General features: G+C 67.6%; 28 protein-coding genes and 1 riboswitch. Of the genes, 20 read left to right on the top strand and 8 right to left on the bottom strand.

What is annotated here, in order from left to right:
• Positions 1-522 carry an Rv0361 family membrane protein gene (locus AC0IX4_RS02060; protein ID WP_471827850.1) on the bottom strand — a complete coding sequence of 174 codons (522 nt, stop codon included), beginning with the start codon at positions 520-522 and terminating at the stop codon, positions 1-3.
• Between the two features lie 58 nt (positions 523-580).
• Here AC0IX4_RS02060 and AC0IX4_RS02065 point away from each other — a divergent pair, with 58 nt between their 5' ends.
• The 7 genes from AC0IX4_RS02065 to AC0IX4_RS02095 all read left to right on the top strand — a co-directional run bounded on the left by AC0IX4_RS02065 (position 581) and on the right by AC0IX4_RS02095 (position 7003).
• A complete protein-coding gene (locus AC0IX4_RS02065) occupies positions 581-997 on the top strand; it encodes a DUF3151 domain-containing protein (protein ID WP_042574155.1) in 417 nt (138 codons plus the stop codon).
• A 15-nt stretch (positions 998-1012) separates the two neighbouring features.
• Positions 1013-2185, top strand: coding sequence for an FUSC family protein (locus AC0IX4_RS02070; protein ID WP_082042991.1), 1173 nt, complete (start codon positions 1013-1015; stop codon positions 2183-2185).
• A gap of 1133 nt (positions 2186-3318) precedes the next feature.
• On the top strand, positions 3319-4230 hold the full coding sequence (locus AC0IX4_RS02075; protein ID WP_042574153.1) for a cation diffusion facilitator family transporter: 912 nt from the start codon (positions 3319-3321) through the stop codon (positions 4228-4230).
• Between the two features lie 6 nt (positions 4231-4236).
• Positions 4237-4375: riboswitch (cobalamin riboswitch) on the top strand.
• Between the two features lie 30 nt (positions 4376-4405).
• On the top strand, positions 4406-5089 hold the full coding sequence (locus AC0IX4_RS02080; RefSeq protein ID WP_042574152.1) for an energy-coupling factor ABC transporter permease: 684 nt from the start codon (positions 4406-4408) through the stop codon (positions 5087-5089).
• Positions 5082-5408, top strand: a complete 327-nt coding sequence (locus AC0IX4_RS02085) for an energy-coupling factor ABC transporter substrate-binding protein (RefSeq protein ID WP_471827851.1) — start codon at positions 5082-5084, stop codon at positions 5406-5408. Before AC0IX4_RS02080 ends, AC0IX4_RS02085 begins: the two co-directional genes overlap by 8 nt.
• Positions 5409-6161, top strand: coding sequence for a cobalt ECF transporter T component CbiQ (cbiQ, locus tag AC0IX4_RS02090; RefSeq protein WP_471827852.1), 753 nt, complete (start codon positions 5409-5411; stop codon positions 6159-6161).
• On the top strand, positions 6158-7003 hold the full coding sequence (locus tag AC0IX4_RS02095; RefSeq protein WP_471827853.1) for an energy-coupling factor ABC transporter ATP-binding protein: 846 nt from the start codon (positions 6158-6160) through the stop codon (positions 7001-7003). The genes cbiQ and AC0IX4_RS02095 overlap by 4 nt, the downstream gene beginning before the upstream one ends.
• Position 7004: 1 nt before the next feature.
• On the opposite strand, the gene AC0IX4_RS02100 is transcribed toward AC0IX4_RS02095, so the two are convergent.
• Positions 7005-7667 (bottom strand): hypothetical protein, encoded by a 663-nt coding sequence (locus AC0IX4_RS02100; protein WP_042574148.1) that lies wholly within the window; start codon positions 7665-7667, stop codon positions 7005-7007.
• A gap of 292 nt (positions 7668-7959) precedes the next feature.
• On the opposite strand from AC0IX4_RS02100, the gene AC0IX4_RS02105 reads away from it, so the two are divergent.
• From AC0IX4_RS02105 to yczR, 3 genes are all read left to right on the top strand, one after another.
• Positions 7960-9249 (top strand): adenylosuccinate synthase, encoded by a 1290-nt coding sequence (locus tag AC0IX4_RS02105; RefSeq protein WP_042574264.1) that lies wholly within the window; start codon positions 7960-7962, stop codon positions 9247-9249.
• Positions 9250-9386: 137 nt separating this feature from the next.
• Positions 9387-9749 carry an LGFP repeat-containing protein gene (locus AC0IX4_RS02110; RefSeq protein ID WP_042574263.1) on the top strand — a complete coding sequence of 121 codons (363 nt, stop codon included), beginning with the start codon at positions 9387-9389 and terminating at the stop codon, positions 9747-9749.
• Positions 9750-9764: 15 nt separating this feature from the next.
• A complete protein-coding gene (yczR, locus tag AC0IX4_RS02115) occupies positions 9765-11228 on the top strand; it encodes a MocR-like transcription factor YczR (RefSeq protein WP_056071634.1) in 1464 nt (487 codons plus the stop codon).
• Between the two features lie 26 nt (positions 11229-11254).
• Here yczR and AC0IX4_RS02120 read toward each other — a convergent pair whose 3' ends face one another.
• Entirely contained in the window at positions 11255-11404 is a 150-nt protein-coding gene (locus AC0IX4_RS02120) for a hypothetical protein (protein WP_156388287.1), read from the bottom strand.
• A 189-nt stretch (positions 11405-11593) separates the two neighbouring features.
• Between AC0IX4_RS02120 and AC0IX4_RS02125 the strand changes: the two genes are divergently transcribed.
• Positions 11594-11821, top strand: coding sequence for a DUF3072 domain-containing protein (locus AC0IX4_RS02125; protein ID WP_042574262.1), 228 nt, complete (start codon positions 11594-11596; stop codon positions 11819-11821).
• Here AC0IX4_RS02125 and AC0IX4_RS02130 read toward each other — a convergent pair.
• Entirely contained in the window at positions 11818-12207 is a 390-nt protein-coding gene (locus tag AC0IX4_RS02130; RefSeq protein WP_042574146.1) for a winged helix-turn-helix transcriptional regulator, read from the bottom strand. The two genes, AC0IX4_RS02125 and AC0IX4_RS02130, sit on opposite strands and share 4 nt — an antisense overlap.
• 129 nt (positions 12208-12336) lie before the next feature.
• Between AC0IX4_RS02130 and AC0IX4_RS02135 the strand changes: the two genes are divergently transcribed.
• Both AC0IX4_RS02135 and AC0IX4_RS02140 read left to right on the top strand, forming a co-directional pair.
• The gene (locus AC0IX4_RS02135) at positions 12337-13194 is read left to right on the top strand and encodes an SDR family oxidoreductase (protein ID WP_056071632.1); all 858 of its coding nucleotides are present in this window, start codon (positions 12337-12339) and stop codon (positions 13192-13194) included.
• A 199-nt stretch (positions 13195-13393) separates the two neighbouring features.
• Positions 13394-13732, top strand: a complete 339-nt coding sequence (locus tag AC0IX4_RS02140; RefSeq protein ID WP_471827854.1) for an STAS domain-containing protein — start codon at positions 13394-13396, stop codon at positions 13730-13732.
• Here the strand turns inward: AC0IX4_RS02140 and AC0IX4_RS02145 are convergent.
• The 3 genes from AC0IX4_RS02145 to AC0IX4_RS02155 are packed head-to-tail and all read right to left on the bottom strand — an operon-like array spanning position 13716 to position 16922.
• Entirely contained in the window at positions 13716-14897 is a 1182-nt protein-coding gene (locus tag AC0IX4_RS02145; protein WP_471827855.1) for a zinc-dependent alcohol dehydrogenase, read from the bottom strand. The genes AC0IX4_RS02140 and AC0IX4_RS02145 overlap by 17 nt on opposite strands.
• Positions 14898-14909: 12 nt before the next feature.
• Positions 14910-15824 (bottom strand): glucose 1-dehydrogenase, encoded by a 915-nt coding sequence (locus AC0IX4_RS02150; RefSeq protein WP_042574261.1) that lies wholly within the window; start codon positions 15822-15824, stop codon positions 14910-14912.
• Positions 15825-15863: 39 nt separating this feature from the next.
• Positions 15864-16922, bottom strand: coding sequence for an NAD(P)H-binding protein (locus tag AC0IX4_RS02155; protein WP_056071623.1), 1059 nt, complete (start codon positions 16920-16922; stop codon positions 15864-15866).
• A 136-nt stretch (positions 16923-17058) separates the two neighbouring features.
• On the opposite strand from AC0IX4_RS02155, the gene AC0IX4_RS02160 reads away from it, so the two are divergent.
• Positions 17059-17763, top strand: coding sequence for a GAF and ANTAR domain-containing protein (locus tag AC0IX4_RS02160; RefSeq protein ID WP_056072892.1), 705 nt, complete (start codon positions 17059-17061; stop codon positions 17761-17763).
• A gap of 2 nt (positions 17764-17765) precedes the next feature.
• Here the strand turns inward: AC0IX4_RS02160 and AC0IX4_RS02165 are convergent, their stop codons facing one another.
• Positions 17766-18704, bottom strand: a complete 939-nt coding sequence (locus AC0IX4_RS02165; RefSeq protein ID WP_471827856.1) for a DAPG hydrolase family protein — start codon at positions 18702-18704, stop codon at positions 17766-17768.
• A 127-nt stretch (positions 18705-18831) separates the two neighbouring features.
• On the opposite strand from AC0IX4_RS02165, the gene AC0IX4_RS02170 reads away from it, so the two are divergent.
• The 6 genes from AC0IX4_RS02170 to AC0IX4_RS02195 all read left to right on the top strand — a co-directional run bounded on the left by AC0IX4_RS02170 (position 18832) and on the right by AC0IX4_RS02195 (position 21595).
• Entirely contained in the window at positions 18832-19404 is a 573-nt protein-coding gene (locus AC0IX4_RS02170; RefSeq protein ID WP_162245376.1) for a TetR/AcrR family transcriptional regulator, read from the top strand.
• Between the two features lie 102 nt (positions 19405-19506).
• Positions 19507-20184: a methyltransferase gene (locus AC0IX4_RS02175; protein ID WP_471827857.1), complete on the top strand. Its 678-nt coding sequence runs from the start codon at positions 19507-19509 to the stop codon at positions 20182-20184.
• Between the two features lie 25 nt (positions 20185-20209).
• Positions 20210-20392 carry a CDGSH iron-sulfur domain-containing protein gene (locus tag AC0IX4_RS02180; protein WP_471828325.1) on the top strand — a complete coding sequence of 61 codons (183 nt, stop codon included), beginning with the start codon at positions 20210-20212 and terminating at the stop codon, positions 20390-20392.
• 47 nt (positions 20393-20439) lie between these two features.
• Positions 20440-20910 (top strand): Fur family transcriptional regulator, encoded by a 471-nt coding sequence (locus tag AC0IX4_RS02185; protein WP_471827858.1) that lies wholly within the window; start codon positions 20440-20442, stop codon positions 20908-20910.
• A complete protein-coding gene (locus AC0IX4_RS02190) occupies positions 20907-21344 on the top strand; it encodes a hypothetical protein (RefSeq protein WP_471827859.1) in 438 nt (145 codons plus the stop codon). Before AC0IX4_RS02185 ends, AC0IX4_RS02190 begins: the two co-directional genes overlap by 4 nt.
• Before the next feature lie 26 nt (positions 21345-21370).
• Entirely contained in the window at positions 21371-21595 is a 225-nt protein-coding gene (locus tag AC0IX4_RS02195) for a hypothetical protein (protein WP_042574138.1), read from the top strand.
• The last annotated feature ends 75 nt before the right edge of the window (positions 21596-21670 follow it).

Here is a 21670-nt window from a genome sequence, read left to right on the forward strand (position 1 = left end):
TCAGGCGCAGACCTTCCAGGTCTCGCCGTCGAGCGCGAGATCGAACGTGCGCGCCGAGGGCTCCGCGCCCTCGGTGCGCGCGGTCACCTGAGCGATCGCCGTGGTCTGATCCGGCGGCTGCGCCTCGGTGATCTGCACGGTGTCGACGCTCTCCACCACCGGCACCGTCCCGGCGGCGACAGCCGCGTCGTGCGTCGCGGCGAAATCGGCGTCGGAAATTCCCCCGTAGAACGACGCCAGCGGTCCGCACGTCGCGGTGCGCAGTGTGGCCAGGTCGCCGTCGCGCAATGCCGTCGTGAAGGTGTCGATCGAGGTGCGGATCTTCTCGTCGTCGCTCGGCCCCGATGCCGACGCGCCGCCGCGAGTCAGCGCGAACGCCACGACACCGGCGATGGCCAGCAGCGCGACGAGTGCTGCGGCGATCCACGGCCCGCGTCGGCGACCCCCGGAGCGCGCCTTCTTCGGCGGAGAGCTCGGTTCGATGCGGCGCGGTGCGGCGGGGCGCGAGTTATCCGGGGACACGCGTGCACCTTATCCAGCGGCCGACGTCTCCCGCGCGCTCCGTGGGAGACTGTCGTACATGACTTCCTTCGGTGATCTGCTCGGTCCCCAGCCCACGTTGCTGCCCGGTGACGACGAGGCCGAGTCCGCTCTGCTGAACCACACCGCCCCCGAAGAGGTGGCGGCCGCACATCCCACCGCCTCCGTGGCGTGGGCCTACCTCGCCGAGGCCGCCCTCGAGGACGGCCGCACCATCACCGCATACGCCTACGCGCGAACGGGCTACCACCGCGGTCTGGACCAGTTGCGTCGTAACGGGTGGAAGGGCTTCGGGCCGGTTCCGTACAGCCACGAGCCCAACCGCGGATTCCTGCGCTGCGTCGCCGTCCTGGCGCGCGCCGCACAGTCCATCGGCGAGACCGACGAGTACGCCCGCTGCCTCGATCTGCTCGAGGATTGTGACCCGCGCGCCGCGGAACAGTTGGGCGTCGGCTAGAGCGTCCCGGCGTTCATGGCCCGTTTCCGGGACTACCCGCAGTTCACGAGGCCGCAGCTCGGCCTCCGCCAGCGCGGCCGCGCCCGTGTCGCGGCGTCGTCACGCAGGTTGAGGGTGTCGGGCCTGCCCGTCATCCAGTGCGCGCTGGCCGCCGGCCTGGCGTGGTTCGTGGCCACCGACATCGTCGGTCACCTCACCCCGTTCTTCGCGCCCATCGCCGCCGTCGTCTCGCTCGGTGTGTCCCTCGGTGCGCGCATGCGCCGCTCGGCCGAACTGGTGGTCGGCGTGACGGTCGGTATCGGTGTGGGCGATGCGATCATCGCCGGGATCGGCAGTGGTCCGTGGCAGATCGCGCTGGTCGTCGCCCTGGCGATGTCCACTGCGGTGTTCCTCGACGGTGGCGCGATCATCCCGATGCAGGCCGGTTCGTCGGCCGTGCTCGTGGCGACGCTGATTCCGCCCGGCAACTCCGGTGGCGTCGACCGCATGGTGGACGCACTGGTCGGCGGGCTCGTGGGTCTGGCCGTCGTCGCCGTCGTACCTACCCACCCGGTGCGCCGGGCGCGCAAGGATGCCGGCGCCGTCATCGCGACGGCCGGTCGGGTGCTGCAGTTGGTCGCCGACGGACTGATGGCCAACGACGCCGGCCCGATCGAGCAGGCGCTGAAGGCGGCGCGCGCGACCCAGCCCGCCATCGACACGATGCGCACCGACCTCAAGGGCGGGCGCGAGATCAGCCGGATCTCTCCCCTGTACTGGAGCAGCAAGCAACGGCTCGCGGAACTGGCCGCGACGGCCGATCCGCTGGACAACGCGGTCCGCAACATCCGGGTGCTCGCCCGCCGGTCGCTGTCCCTGGTGCGCGACGACGAGATCCTCGACCCGCGCCTGGTCGACCTGGTGGAGAAGCTCGCGCAGGCCACCGACGTCGTGCGGCACATGATGCTGGCCGACCCCGGCGAACAACCCGACCGCGCCGAGGCCGCCAGGGTGCTGCGACACGTCGCGGTCGGTGCCAAGGCGGAACTCATGCGCGACGCCGGTCTGTCCGCAGTCGTGGTGCTGGCGCAGATCCGTTCCATCGTCGTCGATCTGCTGCAGGTCGCCGGGTTGTCGCGCATCTCGGCCCTGGCGACGCTGCCTCCGACCGTCGAGCACCCCGCCGTGCCGCCGGAATTGTTCGACTGAACCTTCCCGCTGACCTTGCGTCTTCCCGCGGTCACTGCAACTACTGAGGGAAGCCGGAAGTCCAGCGGGAACTACCTGTGGACCAATTCTGATTGCTCCACAGGCAGCAGCCGGCACCACGGCGTGGCCGGCGGCGAGTCGCTCACACTCGTGCCATGACACTGCTGCACCGCTCGACGAGCGAGGTGACCGACGCGACGCTCCGGGGCCTCGTGAGCAGGGGTGAGCTGGTCAGAGTCAGCCGCGGCACGTACATCACTCGTCAGGAGTGGGCGGCGGCGTCGGCTGACGAGCGCTATCGGATGAGAGTGCTGAGCACCCTGTCGCGGCGATCGTCCGACGCCGTCGCAAGCCACGAATCGGCCGCAGTGCTGCACCGACTACCGATCCTCGCGCCGAACAGGACACACGTTCACATCAGCATGGACGGGCGCGGCGGGGGATCGACCAGTTCGACGGTCGCCGAGCATCGAGTGCCGCTCACGGCGTCGGCCATCATGCTCGTCGACGGTTTGGCGGTGACCACACCTGCACGGACCGCGCTCGACATTGCGTGCACGGTCCCGTTCGAGGCGGCGCTCTGCGCCGTCGAGTCAGCGCTGAGGTGTCACCGAGCCGATCTGCCCGGCACCCTCGAGCGCATGGGTCGTCGACGAGGTGTCGGGACAGCGCGGCGAGCTGTCGACATGGCGAGTCCGCTGACCGAGAGCATCGGGGAGTCCTGGAGTAGAGCTCTGATGATGCGGTGGCCCGAGGTTCCGGCGCCGAGGCTGCAACATGTCTTCCGTGACGTCGACGGTCGCGTCGTCGCACGGACGGACTTAGACTGGGACGGCACCCTGGTCGGCGAGTTCGACGGCATGGTGAAGTACGAGGGCGGGGCGTTGTCCGTCGTCCAGGAGAAGCTGCGCGAGGACGCTCTCCGAGCGCTCGGATGCCACGTGGTGCGGTGGACGTGGGCGGATCTGCGAGCGAACCCGAGAGGCTGCGACGTCTGCTGGCGGCAGCGATGGAACGGGCTTCCCGCTGACCTTCCGTCTTCCCGCGGTCACTGCAACCACGGAGGGAACCCAGAACTCCCGCGGGAACAGCTGGCTCCCCATATGCACGATCCTGCATGTATCGTCACGAGCATGGGAGCGGGGCACGGACACGCGCACACACCGGCACAGGGGGCCGGCGAGGGTCGGCTGCGGCGGATGGGGATCGCCTGGTTCGTCCTCGTCGCGTTCTTCGCGCTGGAGTTGACGGTCGGCCTGGTCATCGGGTCCCTCGGCCTGCTTGCCGACGCGGGCCACATGCTCACCGACATCATCGGGATGACGATGGGCCTCATCGCACTGAGCCTCGCGCGACGCGGAAGCAATTCTGCTGCACGGACATTCGGCTGGCACCGCGCAGAGGTGCTGACGGCCGTGGCCAATGCGGTGCTGCTGCTCGGTGTCGCGGTGTTCATCTTCGTCGAGGCGATCCGGCGTATCGGCGACCAGCCGGACATCCCCGGCCTCGCGATGGTGCTGACGGCCGCGGCGGGTCTGGTCGCGAACCTCGTGGTCATGCTGCTCATCCGCGCCGATGCGAAGGATTCGATCGCGGTTCGCGGTGCCTATCTCGAAGTTCTGGCGGACACGGTGGGCAGCGTCGGAGTGCTGATCGCGGGCGTCCTCCTGCTCGTCTTCGACTGGACGTGGGCGGACATCGTCGTCGGTATCGCCATCTCGCTGTGGGTGGTGCCGCGCGCGCTGTCGCTGGCGGGCCAGTCGCTGCGCATCCTCACCCAGGCGAGCCCGTCGAACGTGGACATCGCCGCCCTCGAGGCCGATCTCCGCGCGCTGCCCGGTGTCGTGGACGTGCACGACCTGCACGTGTGGACTCTGACCACCGGCATGGACGTGGCCACCGTGCACATCACCTCCGACGGCTCGGCGTCCGTGATGCTCGCCAGGGGAAAGACGGTGTTGTCCTCGTACGGTCTCGATCACGCGACCGTGCAGGTCGAACCTGCTGTTCACGGTCCGACATGCAGGGACGAACTCACCTGGTGACGGTGTGCGAGTATGACCGGAGCGGGTCACCAGCACTCGCTCCGTGCTGGTGAGGGGAACCCGGTGAGATTCCGGGACGGTCGCGCCACTGTGAACGGACTACCAGTCCGTGAGTCAGATCGCCGAGCCGTGCACGGTAACTCGAATCGGACGCGCAATCTGAGGAGTTCCACTCGTGCATATCGCCGAGGGTTTTCTGCCACCCGTTCACGCGGCAGTCTGGACGTGCGTCGCGGCGCCGTTCGTCGTTCACGGTGCTCGCGCCGTCGTCATCCAGGTCAGGGAGAACCCGAGCAGCAGGCTGCTTCTGGGCGCGGCGGGGGCGTTCACGTTCGTCCTGTCCGCGATCAAACTCCCGTCGGTGACCGGCAGCTCGAGCCACCCCACCGGAACCGGTTTGGGGGCGGTGCTGTTCAAGCCCCCGGTCATGGCGTTCCTCGGCACGGTGGTGCTGCTGTTCCAGGCCTTGCTGTTGGCCCACGGAGGCTTGACGACGCTCGGAGCCAACGCGTTCTCGATGGCCGTCGTCGGTCCGTGGGTGGGGTACGCCGCGTTCCGCCTCACCGGGATGCTGGGCGGAGGTCTGTCGCTCTCGGTGTTCTTCGCGATGATGCTGGCGGATCTGTCCACGTACTGCACGACGTCCGTGCAGATCGCGTTGGCGTTCCCCGATCCGCAGAGCGGCGTGCTCGGTGCCGTCACCAAGTTCCTGTCGATCTTCGCCGTCACCCAGATTCCTCTCGCCATCGCCGAGGGTCTGCTGGGTGTCCTGGTGTTCCGCGTCCTGCGCACCGTCGCGACGCCGGAACTGCTATCCCTGGGTGTGCTCCGACGGGAGAAGGGCGCCGTCGATGCGTAGGAACGTGTGGATCAACCTGCTGCTCGCGGGCGGGGTCGTGCTCATCGTCGGTGCAGCGCTGCTGCTCGACGCCGGCCGCAGCGGTGACCAGGAACGGTTCGTCGGATCCGATTCGGCGGCCACCTCACGGATCGAGGAGGACCACCCGGACTACGTCCCGTGGTTCACCTCGGTGTTCTCCCCGACGTCCAGTGAGGTCGAGTCGGGCCTGTTCGCGCTGCAGGCGGCGGTCGGCGGCGTGATCCTCGGATACGTGGTGGCGGCGCTGCGTGGACGTCGGAAGTTGGAAGCGTTGCGCGCCGAACTCGAGCGGACCTAGATGCAGGGTCTCGCGACCGACGACGCGGCGTGGGCCAGTGCGTGGCGCACGCGATCCGTCGCCGACAAGGCATTGCTGTCGCTCGGTCTCGTGGTGTGCGCGTTGCTGCTGCCGCCGTGGCCGGGGGCCGTCGTCGTCACCGCGGTCTCTCTGGGCGCTGTGACGGTCATGGCTCGAACGCCTCTGCGGCCGGTGCTGCGCGCACTCGCTGCACCTGCCGTGTTCATCGCGTTGGGCGCGGTCTCGGTCGCGATCACCGTCACGGCGACGCCCGACTGGAGCATCGGTGTCACGCAGGACAGCGTCGGTCGCGCCCTCGAGGTGTCCGGGCACGCAGTCGCCGGGACGTCGGCGGTGCTCCTGCTCGCCATGACGACTCCGATGATCGACATCCTGTCGGGACTGCGACGACTCCGGGTCCCGCAGGCGTGCATCGACGTCGCCGCCGTGATGTACCGGTTCCTGTTCGTGCTGCTGGTGTCGGTCCACACCATCCGTCAGTCGCAGTCCTCGCGGCTGGGCTACTCGTCGCCGCGGCGCTCGATGCAGTCGGCGGGTCTGCTGACGGCTGCCGTTCTGGTGAAGTCCTGGGATCGGGCGTCCCGACTCGAAGCGGGGCTGGCCGGGCGCGAGTTCGGTGACGCCGTGTCCGCCGATCCGATCGACGTGCAGCACAGTTCACCGGCTTTTCTGTCGGTCACGGTGCTGGTTCTCGCCGCGGTGGTCGCGGTGTCGCTCGGAGGTGCGCGATGAGCCATCGCACGATGACTGCTCGCGACATCGTCGTCCGCTATCAGGGCGGTCCGCCGGTCCTGCGGGGTGCGACGATCGACGTACCTGCGGCGCGACGGGTGTCGCTGTTGGGAGCCAACGGGTCGGGGAAGACGACTCTGCTGCGCTGTCTGTCGGGAGCTGTCGAGCCCGACGCCGGCCGTGTGGAGATCGACGACGTTCCGCTGCGGTATTCGCGGTCCGGCCTGCGCGCGCACCGACAGGAAGTGCAGTTGGTGCTGCAGGACCCCGACGATCAACTGTTCTCCGTCGACGTCTATCGCGACGTCGCGTACGGCCCGGTCAATCTGGGCCTCACCGCCGCGGAGATCCGCGACCGGACGGACGCCGCGCTCGACGTGATGGGTATCGACCATCTGCGGTCGCGCCCGACGCATCAGCTCTCCTACGGCGAGCGCAAGCGCGTGGCAACGGCGGGCGCCGTGGCGATGCGTCCCTGCATCCTGCTTCTCGACGAGCCCACTGCCGGCCTGGATCCGCAGGGTGTCGACGAGATGTTCGCCGCGCTGTCCCGCCTCGAGAACGCACACACGACGGTGGTGTTGTCGACACACGATGTCGCGCTCGCGCTCGAGTGGTCCCACTCGGTTGCCGTCGTCGTCGACGGCGTCGTGGTGCAGGGGGATCCGGTGACACTGCTGTCGGACGAGGACCTGGTGAGGCGGGCCCGTCTGCGGACTCCGTGGACGCTGGCGTTGGCGGCGGAGCTGGCGGCCGACGGGTTGCTGGATCCGAAGGCGCGGCCGCGCAACGCTGCCGAACTGCGTGAGTCCTTGGCGGCCTCGCGGAACGCCGGCGTCTAGGTCAGCGGACGAGCAGCCACTGCTTGTCGTGGCGGTAGATCGTCGACCGCGTGGTCTCGCGGGGAATGTCGACACCGTCCTTGGTCAGCCGCGCGGCGGTAGCACCCAGCTGCATCGCCCGGCCGGTGATCCAGCGCTTGCGGAACAGGCCACGCTTGCCCTGGACGCGTGCCCGCAGGCCGGGCATCTCCAGGGTGGGGGAGACCTCGATGCCGGGGACCTCACCGGAGAAGAGTCGGGTGTCGTCGACGTATGCCTCGCCGACCAGATGGCCTCGCGGACCGGAGACGGTGGCGAGCCCGACGACGGCGGAGCCGGCATCGTCCCGGATCAACGGGGTGGGGGACGCCTTGCCCGACAGCGCGACCTTCGCTGCGCGGGACCCGGTGCCGACGCGGAACAGGTGGCTGGCCTCGCTGGCCGATTCCGCGACGTACGCGAGTTCGATGTCGAGACGGTCGCGTCGCATGAGTCGGGTGAGGACGGCGGCGAGCGAGGCGTCGGTGCCCAGCACGATCAGACGCGGGTCGTGCAGTCCGTCGAGTTCCGCGAGCACCGCATCGCATTCTTCCCTCGACGGCACCTCGGGCACCGCGGTCAGCGGTAGCGAGGACAGCGCGATGGGCACCAGGGGCCTGCCGCACTGCAAGACGAACGGAGTCACGCGAAAGGGTCCTTTGTCATCGCTGAGGAGGGTCGTTGTCCACCATAATCAGGACTTCGGGGACGTGGACTCCGGAGTGAGCGTCGCGGGGTCTCGATTACGCGTCGCTTTGACTCGACCACCGCGACAGAAGACCAGGCAGTACGGTGTGCGGTCGGCTGCGAGCGGTGCCGTTCGGCCCGGGCGGTACACTGTGTCACCGGTCATGGTCGATGCACGACGTTCGTCGTGTCATCCTCACGAGCCGCAGCCCGGGACGGTCCGGCTGCTCATTCGAGTGATGGAGCAACACATGCCGGCAATCGTCCTCATCGGCGCCCAGTGGGGCGACGAGGGCAAGGGCAAGGCCACCGATCTCTTCGGCGAGCGGCTGCAGTGGGTGGTGCGCTACCAGGGTGGCAACAACGCCGGCCACACCGTCGTCCTGCCCAACGGTGACAAGTTCGCGCTGCACCTGATCCCGTCGGGAATCCTGTCCCCGGGCGTGAACAACGTGATCGGCAACGGCGTCGTGGTGGATCCGGGTGTGCTGCTCACCGAGCTCGACGGCCTCGAGAAGCGTGACGTCGACACCACGAAACTGCTGCTCAGCGCCGATGCGCACCTGATCATGCCGTACCACGTGGCCATCGACAAAGTCACTGAACGGTTCCTCGGAGCTCGCAAGATCGGCACCACGGGCCGCGGCATCGGCCCGTGCTACCAGGACAAGATCGCCCGCGTGGGAGTGCGCGCCGCGGATGTCCTGGACGAGAAGATCCTCACGCAGAAAGTCGAGGCGGCGCTGGAGTTCAAGAACCAGGTGCTGGCCAAGATCTACAACCGTCGCGCGCTGGATCCGGCAGCCGTCGTCGAGGAGGTTCTCGGCCAGGCCGAGGGCTTCAAGCACCGCATCTCCGACACCAGGCTCGCGCTGAACCAGGCGCTCGAGCGCGGGGAGACCGTGCTGCTCGAGGGTTCGCAGGGCACGTTGCTCGACGTCGACCACGGGACCTATCCGTTCGTGACGTCGTCCAACCCGACCGCGGGTGGCGCATCCGTCGGATCCGGTGTGGGTCCCGGCCGCATCACCACGGTCCTCGGCATCCTGAAGGCGTACACGACGCGTGTCGGCTCGGGCCCGTTCCCCACGGAGCTGTTCGACGAGTCGGGGGAGTACCTGGCCAAGCAGGGCGGCGAGGTGGGTGTCACCACCGGCCGCGCACGCCGCACCGGATGGTTCGATGCCGTCATCGCCCGCTATGCGACGCGGGTCAACGGCATCACGGACTACTTCCTCACCAAGCTGGACGTGCTGTCGTCACTCGACACCATCCCGATCTGCGTCGCGTACGACGTGGACGGCGTCCGCCACGACGACATGCCGATGACGCAGACCGGTTTCCACCACGCGAAGCCGATCTACGAGGAGATGCCGGGGTGGTGGGAAGACATCTCGGGCGCGCGCTCGTTCGAGGAGCTGCCCGTCAACGCCCAGAAGTACGTGTTGCGACTCGAGGAGCTGTCCGGGTCCCACATGTCGTACATCGGCGTCGGGCCGGGTCGGGATCAGACCATCGTGCGTCGGGACATTCTGGGCTGACCGGTCGATTTTTCCGGCTTGTCACAAATGTGATGACGAAAGTGCCTGCATAGCTCATACTGTGGCTCAGGCTCGCTATGAGACGGAACAGTTGGATCCGTTTCTCGGCGGGACCGAGTCACTGGAGGGTGGCCGCCATGGACAGCACGTACGTCGGACTCGAGGTCTTCGAGTGCCAGTTCGAGCGGTTCGCCCTGGAGCATTCGTGGATCGGCACCCGTGTCGGTGAACTGATGCTCGGTCCGCGCGGCGGCGGCATGCTCGAGTTCCAGCACGCGGTCGTGTTCGCGCTCCCCGAGGGTGGTGCGTTCGAGGTGCACGGCGAGATCCTCGCCTGGTATCTCGACCACGGCGGAGCCGGCGGCACGCTCGGGTATCCGGTGACCAATCAGAAGCGCACGCCTACCGGCCACGGCCGGTACAACGTGTTCGAGGGTGGCACCGTCGGGTGGCTACCGGGCACGGGCGCCTTCCTGATGGGATCCGCCCGCACGGCCTGAGCGATACTGGCTCTCATGGTGAGTCGAGTGATCGGTGCGGCGACGCTGGTGCGCGACCTCGGTCACTGGCGTCCGTCCGGCAAGCATCGGCCCGTGTACCGGGCGCTGGCCGACGGGATCCGCCTCCTGGTGCACGACGGCCGTATCCCGCTCGGGGTGGCGCTGCCCAGCGAACGCGACCTGGCCGGTGCGCTGACCCTGTCCCGGACGACCGTCACCAATACCTATGCGGCACTGCGGGACGAGGGCTACCTGCTCAGCAGGCAGGGCTCACGCAGCACGGTCGCACTTCCACCGGCGACCCGCCGTCCGAGTTCCGGTCGCGCCGTGAGCGCCGGGCAGCCCGGGCCGGCATCGGTGATCGACATGACCCATGCTGCGGTGACCGCACCCTCCGAGGAGGTCACGCGCGCGTATACCGCTGCGCTGGAAGCGCTTCCGGCGTACTACACCGGCCACGGTATCGAGCCCGTCGGGATCGTCGCCCTGCGTCGCGCGATCGCTCGACGCTACGACGAGCGTGGTCTCCCGACGTCGCCGGATCAGATCATGGTGACCTCCGGCGCGCAGCAGGCGTGGCGACTCCTGCTCGAGGTGTTGGTCTCGCCCGGCGATCGGGTCGTGGTCGATCATCCGACGTATCCCAATGCGCTGGAGGCCATCCGACGTACGGCAGCCCGCGCGGTACCGGTGCCGCTGCGCCCGTCCGGTGACTCCGCGCGACGGTGGGATCTGGACGCGATACGCGACGCGGCGTCGCAGACCGGGGCCCGGATGGCCTACGTTCTCCCCGACTTCCACAATCCGACGGGCGCACTGCTCGACGCGGACGGTCGAGCCGAACTGGCGTCGAATGCGCGTCGTACCGGCACGACCCTCGTGGTCGACGAGTCCATGGCCGATCTGTGGCTCGACGAGGCGCCCCCGCCGCCGGTGGCGTCGGTCGGGCATCCGTCGACGGTCGTGACCGTCGGGTCGGCCTCGAAGTCGTACTGGGGTGGACTGCGGGTCGGATGGATCCGGGCGGCACCGTCGCTGATCTCGCGCTTGGCGACGTCGCGGGCAGCCGTCGACATCGGCACGCCGATCATGGACCAGCTGGCGTGCGCGGCCCTCATCGAAAGGCACGACGAAGTGGTCGTCCCTCGCCGCGCCGAACTGCGGCGCAACCGTGATGCCCTGACGGCCGCGTTGGCGGACCGTCTTCCCGACTGGACCTACGACCGCGCGCCGGGCGGCCTGTCGCTGTGGTTGCAGATGCCGACGGCGACGTCCACGGCGCTGGCGGCCGTCGCACCGTCGCACGGGGTGGCGGTGGCGGCGGGTCCTCGTTTCGGAGTGGAGGGGGCTTTCGAGCGCTATGTCCGATTGCCCTATGCCGAGAACGGTGATCGTCTCATCGCTGCGGTGCACCGATTGGAAACGGCGTACATGTCGTTGGAACCGACCGCGGAGAATGCTTCTTCGGTCGTGCTGTAGATATCGGACCGTTATCGGCAGAACGGTCAGCGTGAACCGTGGAATTCCTGGTCGATCTCGGCGATGTCCCAGTCGTTCTGCGAGCCCAGCTCCTCGCGATCGGCACGAGATGCCGCGCGTCCGAGGAGCACAGCAATGGCCAGTGCGGCTCCGAACCAGAGCACTGCTATTGCCACGAAGACGATCACAACGCCGTTTGTAGCACCCCGGGCTGAAGATTTGCTGGGAAACGAGTGTGTTGCGCGGGTTTGTACGAAGTAAAGCGGCACGAATACGGCTCGGCGAGCCAATGGACCGCACCGTTGCCGTTTGTGGCGCACGTCGAGACGGTTTGCGAGGACGGCGCGATGGGTACAGTCGAACGTATGAGCGATGACAACACACCAGAGAACACCGGCGCTGTCGACCAGAGTGCCGAGAAGGATCCGTCCGACTGGGTGACCGGCGACGAGCCGCCCACCGGTCCCCAGCTGAGCTACCTGGAGACGCTCGCCCGTGAGGCCAAGGAGGACGTTCCGTCCGACCTGAACAAGGCGCAGGCGTCCGAGATGATCGACCGGCTGCAGTCCGAGACCGGTCGCGGCACCAGCTAGATCGTGGCCGTGCTGCGCGCGTCGTACTCGGCGCGCGCAGCCGTCACGGTCGCGATGTTCGACTGGACGAGGTCGATCAGACCCACCAGGTGGTCGGCGGCCGCACGCCCCAGATCCGTCAGGGTGTACTCCACCTTGGGCGGGATCTGCTCCAGCACCGTCCTGGTGACCAGACCGTCGCGCTCGAGACGTTGCAGCGTCTGGGACAGCATCCGCTCGCTCACTCCGTCCACGCGGCGTCGCAGCGCCCCGAAGCGGTAGGGGCCCTCCGCCAGCGCAGCGAGCGCCAGCACGCCCCATCGACCGGTGATGTCCTGCATCGTGTCGCGAGACGAGCAGTTGCGCGAGAACACGTCTGCTTCGAGTGTGGGATCGATGTCGGGCACTCGTTCAGAGTACCAGCCGAACAGTCACTGGTTACTGATGATGTTGCACTGTACGAAAAGTAAGTGCATAGTGGTCGACGAGCGGTTCGGACCGAGCCGCGTTCGCCTTTTCGACCCAGGAGACATGTCATGACCACATATGCGGTGACCGGAGCTACGGGCCAGTTCGGTTCGGCAGCCGTCCACGCACTTCTCGACCACGGTGTCGCGGCGAGCGACATCGTCGCCGTCGTCCGCAACGAGGCCAAGGCTGCCGATCTGGCCGCTCGCGGCGTGACCATTCGCGTCGCCGACTACGGCGATCCGGCGAGTTTGCGCGCCGCGTTCGACGGCGTCGACAAGCTGCTGCTCGTGTCGGGTTCGGAGGTCGGCAAGCGAGTTGCGCAGCACACCAACGTGATCGAGGCTGCCGAGGCCGCAGGTGTCTCACTCGTCGCGTACACCAGCCTGCTCAAGGCCGATACCAGCACGGTCAGTCTCGCTCCCGAACATATCGCCACCGAGGAGCGCCTGGCGTCGTCGTCGGTGCCGTCCGTCCTGCTTCGTAACGGGTGGTACTGGGAGAACTACGCCGCGTCGGTCGACCAGGCTTCGGCGACCGGAGCCATCATCGGCAGCGGTGGCCAGGGTGTCCTCGCGGGTGCGGCACGTGCCGACTACGCCACCGCTGCGGTGGCCGTCCTACTCTCCGACGATCAGGCCGGCAAGGTCTACGAGCTGGGTGGCGAGCGTCTGACCTACGACGGCGTGGCCGACGCGATCGCCGCGGTCATCGGCTCCGGCGTCACCTACAAGGATCTGTCCACCGACGAGCACGTCGGTGCGCTCGAAGGTGCAGGTCTGCCCACCCCGGTCGCGCAGATGCTCGCCAGCGCCGACGCGGGCATCGCACGCGGGGATCTGGACACCGAGTCCGGCGATCTGGCGAGGCTCCTCGGCCGCGAGCCCGTGTCGGCCGCCGATGCGTTGCGAGCCACCCGGAGCTGACACGGGAGCGGTACCGGCAGCTCGATCGGGGTGCCGGTACCGCCGTGACCCTTCTGTTACTTACCGTGATCTATTCGTGATCTTGCCGTCTGTGGGACCGTCACCCGGGTCCGGCAACATCATCGACACGGTGGTCCAGAGTCGGGCCCTTCGCTCAACACACCCGGTCGTGGCCGGGAAGCGCCGAAAAGGTACATCGATGACGTCACACACCCCGTCCACCGATCAACTCCCGATCTCCTTCACCATCGATGCCCCCGTCACCGGCTCGCCGACGCTCACCGTTCACGGCGACGTCGACCTGGTCACGGCTCTCGAGTTCGAAACCGCGCTACGACATCGGCTGGCGGTCTCCGCCCTCGTCCTCGATCTCGGCGGTGTCGAGTTCTTCAGCTCGGCCGGCGTGACGGCCATCGAGAACGCGCTGGCGGAGTCGCCGCACGCCATCGACAGCGTCATCGCGCCGTCGATGCGCGTACGGCGAACCCTTGGCGTCCTCGAGCTGGACCGCCTGGTCCCGATCACGGTCGGAGAATGATCTTCACCGCGCCGTCCTGCTTCTTCTGAAAGATGTCGTAGGCGTGCGGTGCGTCGGCCAACGGCAGTGTGTGCGTCGCGAAGTCGTCGACGCCGAGCGGATCCGCATCGGTCAGTAACGGCATGATGTCGTCGACCCACCGCTTCACGTTCGCCTGACCCATGTGGAGGCGGATCTGCTTGTCGAACATCGTCATCATCGGCAAGGGGTCCGCCGCGCCGCCGTAGACACCCGACAACGAGATGGTTCCGCCGCGCCGCACGATGTCGACGGCGGAGTACACGGCGTCGAGGCGATCAACTCCTGCCTTCTGCATCATCGGCTTCGCCAGTGCATCGGGAAGCAGGCCGGCGAGCTGCTGTGCCGCCTTGGCCACCGGGGAACCGTGCGCCTCCATGCCGACAGCATCGACGACGGAATCCGTTCCGCGGCCGTCGGTCAGGTCACGGATGGCATCCCCGACCTGTCCGCCGTGGGCGCGGAGATCGACGGTCTCGACACCGCGGGCGCGCGCCCGTTCGAGGCGCTCCGGCACCCTGTCGACGCCGATGACTCGATAGCCGAGGTGGATGCCGATGCGTGCGGCCATGTCGCCGATGGGGCCGAGTCCGAGAACCGTGAGTGTGCCGCCCTCGGGAACATCGGCGTACTGCACGGCCTGCCAAGCCGTCGGTAGGACATCGGACAGGTAGACGAACCGGGAGTCGTCGGGACCCTCCGGCACCGCGATGTGGGTGAAGTCGGCGTGCGGGACCCGGAGGTACTCGGCCTGGCCGCCGGGCACGGATCCGTACAGCTCGGAGTAGCCGAACAACGCTGCGCCCATGCCGGATTCGCGGACCTGCGTCGTCTCGCACTGCGTGTAGAGCAGCTTGTCGCACATGTAGCACGAGCCACAGGAGATCTGGAACGGGATGACCACACGGTCGCCGACCGACAGGTTCGACACCGCGCTTCCCACCTCACGCACGATGCCCATGGGCTCGTGGCCCAGGATGTCGCCCGCATTCATGAACGGGCCGAGCACCTCGTAGAGGTGCAGATCGGATCCGCAGATGTTGGTCGATGTCACTTCGATGATGGCGTCGGTGGGCTCCTGGATCACCGGATCCGGGACGGTATCGACTCGAACGTCACGCTTGCCGTGCCATGTCACTGCTTTCATGAGTGTTGCCTCTCAGAGAATGGGTGCGCCACCGGTGACACCGATGACCTGACCTGTGATGTAGCTGGATTCGCCCGACGCGAGGAACACGTAGGCGGGTGCGAGTTCGGCGGGTTGACCGGCGCGGCCCAGCGGTACCTGGTCACCGAAGCCGTCGACACTGTCGGACGGCATCGTCGCGGGAATCAGTGGGGTCCAGATCGGCCCCGGCGCAACGACATTGATGCGGATGCCGCGAGGCGCCACCTCGGACGCCAGTCCTTTCGAGAAGTTGATGATGCCGGCCTTGGTGGTGGCGTAGTCGAGCAGCTCCGGTGACGGGGACACCCCTTGCACCGAGGCGGTGTTGACGATGGTCGCGCCCGGCTCCATCACCGACACGGCCTTCTTCGACAACCAGAACAGTGCGTACAGATTCGTCTTGAGAACTCGGTCGAACTGCTCGGTGCTGATGTCGGCGATGCCGCCGCTCTGCGCCATCTGGAACGCGGCGTTGTTCACCAGGATGTCCAGACCGCCGAGTTCGCGGAACGCCGTGTCGATCAGATCGTTGCAGTGCTCTTCGCTGCGGATGTCGCCCGGAGCCTTCACCGCCCGCCGGCCGGCCTCCTCGACCAGGCGCGCCGTCTGCGTCGCGTCCTCCTCCTCGGCGTCGAGATAGGACAGGACGACGTCCGCGCCTTCGCGCGCGAAGGCCAGCGCGACGGCCCGGCCGATGCCGCTGTCGGCGCCGGTGATCAGCGCTTTGCGGCCCGTGAGTCGGCCCGATCCCCGGTAGGTGCTCTCCCCGTGGTCGGGTGTGGTCCGGAGGTCGCCGGTGAGTCCCGGATGCGAGATCGGTTCCTGCCCTTCGCGATCCGGTACTCCGTACGCAGTCGTCGGGTCACGTTTGGTGTACTGGTCGACTGTCTCTTCGGTATTCGTCATCTTCGGCGGGTACCCGAAGGACGACGCCGGAACCACCCGTCAGGACTTGGGATGCAGCATTGCCCGCGAGATCTTCCCGGTCGGGGAGTGGACGACGTCGCCGTCCTGCAGGCTGACCACGCCGCCGGCCCACGAGGGGTCGGTGTCGGCAGCGGACTGGGGATCGGTCGTTCCCTCCGCGTCCGTGCCGTCGTGGGTGCTGGTTTCAAGGGAGCGCCTGATCGACTCGTCGATCCCGACCAACTCGCCCACCGCGTCGGCGAAGGTGTCCGTCGCCGCGTTGCCTCGTCGGACGATCATGTCGTGGTGAAGGCTGTCGACCAGAGAGATCACGGTGCCCGGGGGCATGCCGGTGATGGTGGCGACCGCCCGCCCGACGACGGGTGTGGGGACCAGCGGTACTCGGAACTGCGGCCGCGCCAAGCCCGCGATGTCCGCGTAGCGCGAGAGCAGCTCGGGGTAGGTGAGCACCTCGGTTCCGCCGATGTCGAAGGATCCGGCGATCGGGTCGCCCTTCAGCGCGGCGGCAATGATCTGCAGGACATCGGTCGTGGCGATGGGCTGCACCTTGTTCACCATCCAACTGGGAACCGGGGTGACGGGCAGCCGCTCGACCATCTTGCGGACCAACTCGAACGACGTCGATCCCGCGCCCAGGATGATTGCCGCGCGCAGCACGGTGGCCGGCACCGACGAGTTGAGGAAGACCTCCTCGACCTGTAGGCGGGAGCGGATGTGATCGGACAGCTCGATGTCGTCGTCGGGAACGTGCCCGGAGAGATAGACGATGCGGCCGACGCCGTGCTTCTCCGCGGCCGCCGCGACAGCCTGAGCTGCCTCGCGGTCCTTGGTGACGAAGTCGCCGTCGTCCATCGAATGCACCAGGTAGACCACCGCGTCGGCGCCGCTCACCGCGCTGTCGATGGAGTCGTGGTCGGTGATGTCGAAGTGCACCGGCGTCACGTCCTCGTTCCAGGCGAACGACGACGCTTTGCTGTCGTCGCGCATGGCTGCGAGGACGACGTGGCCGTCGCCGAGGAGGAAAGGGATGAGCCGGGAACCGATGTAGCCGGTGGACCCGGTGACGAGAATGCGCAACGACGTGCCTTTCGGTGGGTCGTCCTTGTTTACCCGAGGGGCCGCGCGGTCAATCCATAGGTGCCGACGGACACATATGTCCGGTCGGCACAGTGGGGTGTTCCGTTCAGCCCTCCCGACATGGATGGAGCAGCGTATGAGCGAGCGAGACATCACGTCGGCGTTGGCGCTGTTCGCCCGCGACCTGACGGCGCACGGCGACCTCGACACCAAGCTCAGAGAGATCACGCGAGCGGCGTTGGACCTGGTCCCGGGCGCCGACGCGGCGGACATCGTGGAGATCGCCGGACGCAAGTCGACGTTCACCTCGCACGGACCGACGTCCGATCTCCCTCCCCGCCTCGACGCGCTGCAGATCGAGTTCGGCGAGGGTCCGTGTCTGGACGCGGCGACGTCGGTGGAAGTCGTGCGAGCGGACGATCTCACTCTCGAGATGCGGTGGCCGAAGTACGCGCCCGCAGCCGTCGAGGCCGGTGTCCGTAGTTCGCTGTCGTTCCAGCTGTTCACCCACAGGGACACGTTCGGCGCCCTCAACCTGTTCGCTCATGAACCGTCCGCTTTCAGCGACGAGGCGATCGCCGTGGGGGAGGCGTTGGCGACCCACGCGGCTATCGCCCTGACCTCCAGCCGGGTCGAGGACCAGCTCCACTCGGCCCTGGCGTCGCGCGACATCATCGGTCAGGCCAAGGGAATGATCATGGAGCGGTTCGGTGTGGACGCCGAGCACGCGTTCTCCCTGCTGACCCGTCTGTCCCAGGATTCCAACACCGCGATCAGCCGGTTGTCGGCCGAGCTCGTGTCGAAGGGTTCCGAGTCGAAGAACTCGGGGTCGACGGGCTGATCTCAGCTCGAGAATTCCGCGTACAGCTCCGGTAGGAACTGCGCGAGGTGGTTCATCTCCTGCCCGCAGTGCAGCATCAGGTCCCGACCGAGGTCCAGGCCCAGTTGCAGGTCCGTCGGGTCCACCGAGGCGCCTCGGGCGACGGCATTCGCTGCCTGCGTCAGATCGGGGACGTGCAGCCCCCGCAGGTTGAGGTGGAAACGGCTGCGCATCTCGGCGCCGCCGTCGATCGGCCGGACCTGATGGGCGAGCCACCCCAGGTCGACCGGTGCGATGCTGCTGCCGACGCGACCGAAAATGATCGTCTGATCGGCCGGCACGGTGAATCCGTGAGCGACGGGGTCCCGGAAGTTGATCCCCAGCTGCTGCAGCTTCGGTCCGACGTACTCGTCGACGTATGTCGTGTTGCCGATGTACTTCTGCTTGTCCGGCAGGGATGTGCCCGTCAGATCGGTCGCCAATGACGCGTACTGGTGGGCGTCGGGGTGCCACAACTTGTAGCGCGCGGCCTCGGTGGAATGCCATCCGAACCACCAGTCCCACATCGCCGCGGTGACGCCCGGCATCTCCGTCCGCGTCGCCACGAACACCACACCGTCGGCGCCCTGCCCGTATCCGGTCTCGACGGCCGAAGTTCCGGTGGCGGCGAGGTCGCGGGTGATGTCGTCGAAGCGGGGCACCGTTGCCGCGGGCAGTGGGGGAGCAGCGACGGCGTCGAGCACGTGCTGCTGAGCGGGGGCGGTACGCGGCTGCATGTACCTCGCGTAGGGCAGATCGACGTCGGCGCCCCGGTACCCCGGATAACGGTGCGTGTCGGCAGGCGCTCCGAGAGCGACGGGAGCGGCGGAACTTCGTGGTGCGACGGCGACCGTGACAGCCCCGGCGGCGACAGCGGCAGCAGCGAAGAAGCCGCGGCGACCCATGGTTCGATTCCTCAACATCTGTATAGAAAACGGGTCGGTGGCTCCGGTGTCAAGAGCTTCTCCCCGGACCGGACATCGATGCGACGGCGGGCACGGATGTCCGATTGATTATCTTTCCGCACGTCAGGGCCGTAATATGCTCGACGTGGATCCAGCGAACAAGCCCAGTAGGCGGCTGCTCATCGCCGAAGCTGCCGTTCGTGTCCTGGCCGAACGCGGGCCGCGGGGGTTCACCCATCGCGCTGTCGACGAGGCCACCGGCCTCGGTGCCGGGGCCGTCAACTACCACGCGCCGAACCGCGCGACCTTGCTCGCGTTGGCCCTCGACGAGGTGTTCCGCCGCGATCTCGAGGTGGCCGCGCGGCACTTCGCCCTGCAGTCGTGGGAGCACGAAGCAGTCGTCGGTGCCCTCGTGGGGTTCGTCCGCGAGATGTGCAGCGACGCGCATCGCGGCCGGGTCATGGCGCGCCACCACCTCCTCGGCGAAGGCCTGGTGCGTCCCGAACTGAAGGCAGCGTTCGACTCGCAACTCGGGGCGTTCGTGGCCTTGGTGGCGTCCAAGATGGCCGAGGCGGGATACCCGGCCACCGTCGCATCCGCGGAGTTGTTCGCGATGTCGGTGGACGGTCTGCTGAGCAGACAGGTCGTGATCGGGTCGGAACCATTGCCGGACGACGAGATTCCGCGCATCGCGGAGATCATCGCGCGACGATGGTGACCATTCTTCGCGGCGTTTGAGTAACCGGTGAGCGGGAATGCATAGGTAATTGATGGCGGCAATTGCCGCCAGCGCACCGCTGCGCCGACGGAAGGTACTCGTGTGACGACGGTTCACCGCGACACGATCGACATGATTCGCGCTCACCCCGGTGTGTATGCGCCGCAGGACGACTCCCGACTGATGTGCGACGTCATGCCTGTCGCAGCATCACCGCTCGATGCCCGAGTCCTGGACCTGTGCACCGGAACCGGCGTCCTCGCCCTGGAGGCGGCATGTCTCGGGGCTCGCGAGGTGCTCGCCTACGACCTCGACTCACGCGCCGTCGCGTGCGCACTGGACAACGCCGATCGGATCGGCGTGGCCGTCGATGCTCGGCAGGGAACTCTCGAGGATGCGCTTCTCGAGGCGCCCTTCGATCTGGTGGTGTCCAATCCTCCCTACGTTCCGTCGCCCGCCGCGCCCACCGGACGCGGAGTGCATCGCGCGTGGGATGCGGGTTCCGACGGCCGGATCGTCCTGGATCCTCTGTGCGACAACGCGTTCGATCTCCTCGTCCCGGGCGGCACGATGCTGATCGTGCAGTCCGAGTTCGCCGGGGAGGCGCGCACGGTCGAGCGCCTGCGTCGCTCTGGAACCACCGTGGACGTCGTCGCGCGTCGCCGCATCGCGTTCGGTCCGGTGATGCACGCACGTGCCGAGTGGCTCGAGTCGACGGGTGCGCTGCAGCCGGGCCGTCGTTCCGAGGAACTGGTGGTCATCCGTGCCCTACGCCCCTGACCCGCGAGCCGCCCGAGCCGTCCGGATGGTGCCCGGCGGCCCCGTCATGGTGGAGGGTCCCGTCGTCGTCGAACTCGACGACGGCACGAGCGTGCGTTCCGATCGGTTCATGGTGGCGCTGTGCGCATGCCGCCGCAGCAAGAACTATCCCTTCTGCGACACCAGTCATCGTCGCAAGATCAGGGCTGCGTCGCCGACCACGGACTGACCGGGACGAAGTGGTTTCGCACGTCCGTCCGAGGGCACACCGGCGTCGTGGAAACAGACGAAGTCGCGACGGTCGCACCGTCGGAAACGCACTGGAAGCGGGTGCTGCGCGATCGAGGCCTGCGGGTGACGCGGCCCCGCATGCGAGTGCTTCGCGTGGTGGCCGAGCACCCGCACGTCGACGCCGGTTTCGTGGCGCGCACGCTGTCGCCGCAGGGGATGTCCCGCCAGACCGTGTACGGGAACCTGGACGCCCTGGTGTCGGCGCGGTTGCTCCGCCGGATCGAGCCGGCCAACTCCCCCGCGCTGTACGAACTACGGGTGGACGGAGACGACCACCATCACCTGATGTGTCGGCAATGCCGGCAGGTGTTCGACACGTCGCTGACTACCGACGTCCGCCGCTCGACGGGCGACCCGGACGACTTCGCGGTCGACGGTATCGACGTCTTCTTCTGGGGGGTGTGCGGACGCTGTCGCGGTTCGCACGGATACGGCGAGGGTAACCACTCGACATGAGTGAAGACCGCGAGAAGATGCTGGCCGACCACCGCCGTCCCACCGACGCGGACGACGCCACGGTGTCCGCTGTGGGTTCGGTGTCCGAGGCCCTGGAGTGGGTGGAACGTGCACGCGGGCAGCTGTATTCGTTCCATCAGATGATGGGGCACGCAGATCTGCAACTGGGTAAGGCTGCCGACGAGCTGCGGGAGGCCGGCCACGCTGCTGCAGCCGACGCGCTCGAGGCAGAGGTCGTCGGACGCAACGTGATCGAGGGCCGATGGACCTTTCAGATCGTCGAGGATTTCGACGACGGGTACTGGTCCACGGTGCGCGAGCACGAGCGTCGGATCCGCGACGATCTGATGGGCGGTCGCAGACACGTCTTCGAGGCGGAGATGAAAGAGGACCGTCGCACCCACGGCCAACGAGGGCACGAAGCCACGCCCTGACCTTTCGAGACACGAGGAGAACGACGATGACAGTGACAGCAGACATGCTCGAGCACCTGCTGGAGGCACCCGACGGAACGTCGTTGGTGCTGCGTGACGGTCGGCCCGTCGTGACCGACGACGAGTCCGACTCCGTGTTGATCACCACGAAGGCGGCGATCGTGGAGCAACTGGGCGACGACCGTTCCCCGGAACGTCTGGCGACCGCGGCGGCCGCCCTGGACGACATGGTGGACAAACTCGGAGCCTGACCATTCCTTCCGGTTTTCTTCGGTGAGAATGGTTTCTCCGTTCTTCGCGGGGTATCTCAGCCGGGTCCGAGTACG

This window comes from Rhodococcus sp. AC861 (genome assembly GCF_979256035.1).

Excerpts from the sequence above, each read along its gene's own strand:
- AC0IX4_RS02065 (WP_042574155.1), top strand. The coding sequence starts at position 581 with ATGACTTCCTTCGGTGATCTGCTCGGTCCCCAGCCCACGTTGCTGCCC.
- AC0IX4_RS02070 (WP_082042991.1), top strand. The coding sequence starts at position 1,013 with ATGGCCCGTTTCCGGGACTACCCGCAGTTCACGAGGCCGCAGCTCGGC.
- AC0IX4_RS02075 (WP_042574153.1), top strand. The coding sequence starts at position 3,319 with ATGGGAGCGGGGCACGGACACGCGCACACACCGGCACAGGGGGCCGGC.
- AC0IX4_RS02085 (WP_471827851.1), top strand. The coding sequence starts at position 5,082 with ATGCGTAGGAACGTGTGGATCAACCTGCTGCTCGCGGGCGGGGTCGTG.
- cbiQ (WP_471827852.1), top strand. The coding sequence starts at position 5,409 with ATGCAGGGTCTCGCGACCGACGACGCGGCGTGGGCCAGTGCGTGGCGC.
- AC0IX4_RS02095 (WP_471827853.1), top strand. The coding sequence starts at position 6,158 with ATGAGCCATCGCACGATGACTGCTCGCGACATCGTCGTCCGCTATCAG.
- AC0IX4_RS02105 (WP_042574264.1), top strand. The coding sequence starts at position 7,960 with ATGCCGGCAATCGTCCTCATCGGCGCCCAGTGGGGCGACGAGGGCAAG.
- AC0IX4_RS02110 (WP_042574263.1), top strand. The coding sequence starts at position 9,387 with ATGGACAGCACGTACGTCGGACTCGAGGTCTTCGAGTGCCAGTTCGAG.
- yczR (WP_056071634.1), top strand. The coding sequence starts at position 9,765 with ATGGTGAGTCGAGTGATCGGTGCGGCGACGCTGGTGCGCGACCTCGGT.
- AC0IX4_RS02125 (WP_042574262.1), top strand. The coding sequence starts at position 11,594 with ATGAGCGATGACAACACACCAGAGAACACCGGCGCTGTCGACCAGAGT.
- AC0IX4_RS02135 (WP_056071632.1), top strand. The coding sequence starts at position 12,337 with ATGACCACATATGCGGTGACCGGAGCTACGGGCCAGTTCGGTTCGGCA.
- AC0IX4_RS02140 (WP_471827854.1), top strand. The coding sequence starts at position 13,394 with ATGACGTCACACACCCCGTCCACCGATCAACTCCCGATCTCCTTCACC.
- AC0IX4_RS02145 (WP_471827855.1), bottom strand. The coding sequence starts at position 14,897 with ATGAAAGCAGTGACATGGCACGGCAAGCGTGACGTTCGAGTCGATACC.
- AC0IX4_RS02150 (WP_042574261.1), bottom strand. The coding sequence starts at position 15,824 with ATGACGAATACCGAAGAGACAGTCGACCAGTACACCAAACGTGACCCG.
- AC0IX4_RS02160 (WP_056072892.1), top strand. The coding sequence starts at position 17,059 with ATGAGCGAGCGAGACATCACGTCGGCGTTGGCGCTGTTCGCCCGCGAC.
- AC0IX4_RS02165 (WP_471827856.1), bottom strand. The coding sequence starts at position 18,704 with ATGTTGAGGAATCGAACCATGGGTCGCCGCGGCTTCTTCGCTGCTGCC.
- AC0IX4_RS02180 (WP_471828325.1), top strand. The coding sequence starts at position 20,210 with ATGGTGCCCGGCGGCCCCGTCATGGTGGAGGGTCCCGTCGTCGTCGAA.
- AC0IX4_RS02190 (WP_471827859.1), top strand. The coding sequence starts at position 20,907 with ATGAGTGAAGACCGCGAGAAGATGCTGGCCGACCACCGCCGTCCCACC.
- AC0IX4_RS02195 (WP_042574138.1), top strand. The coding sequence starts at position 21,371 with ATGACAGTGACAGCAGACATGCTCGAGCACCTGCTGGAGGCACCCGAC.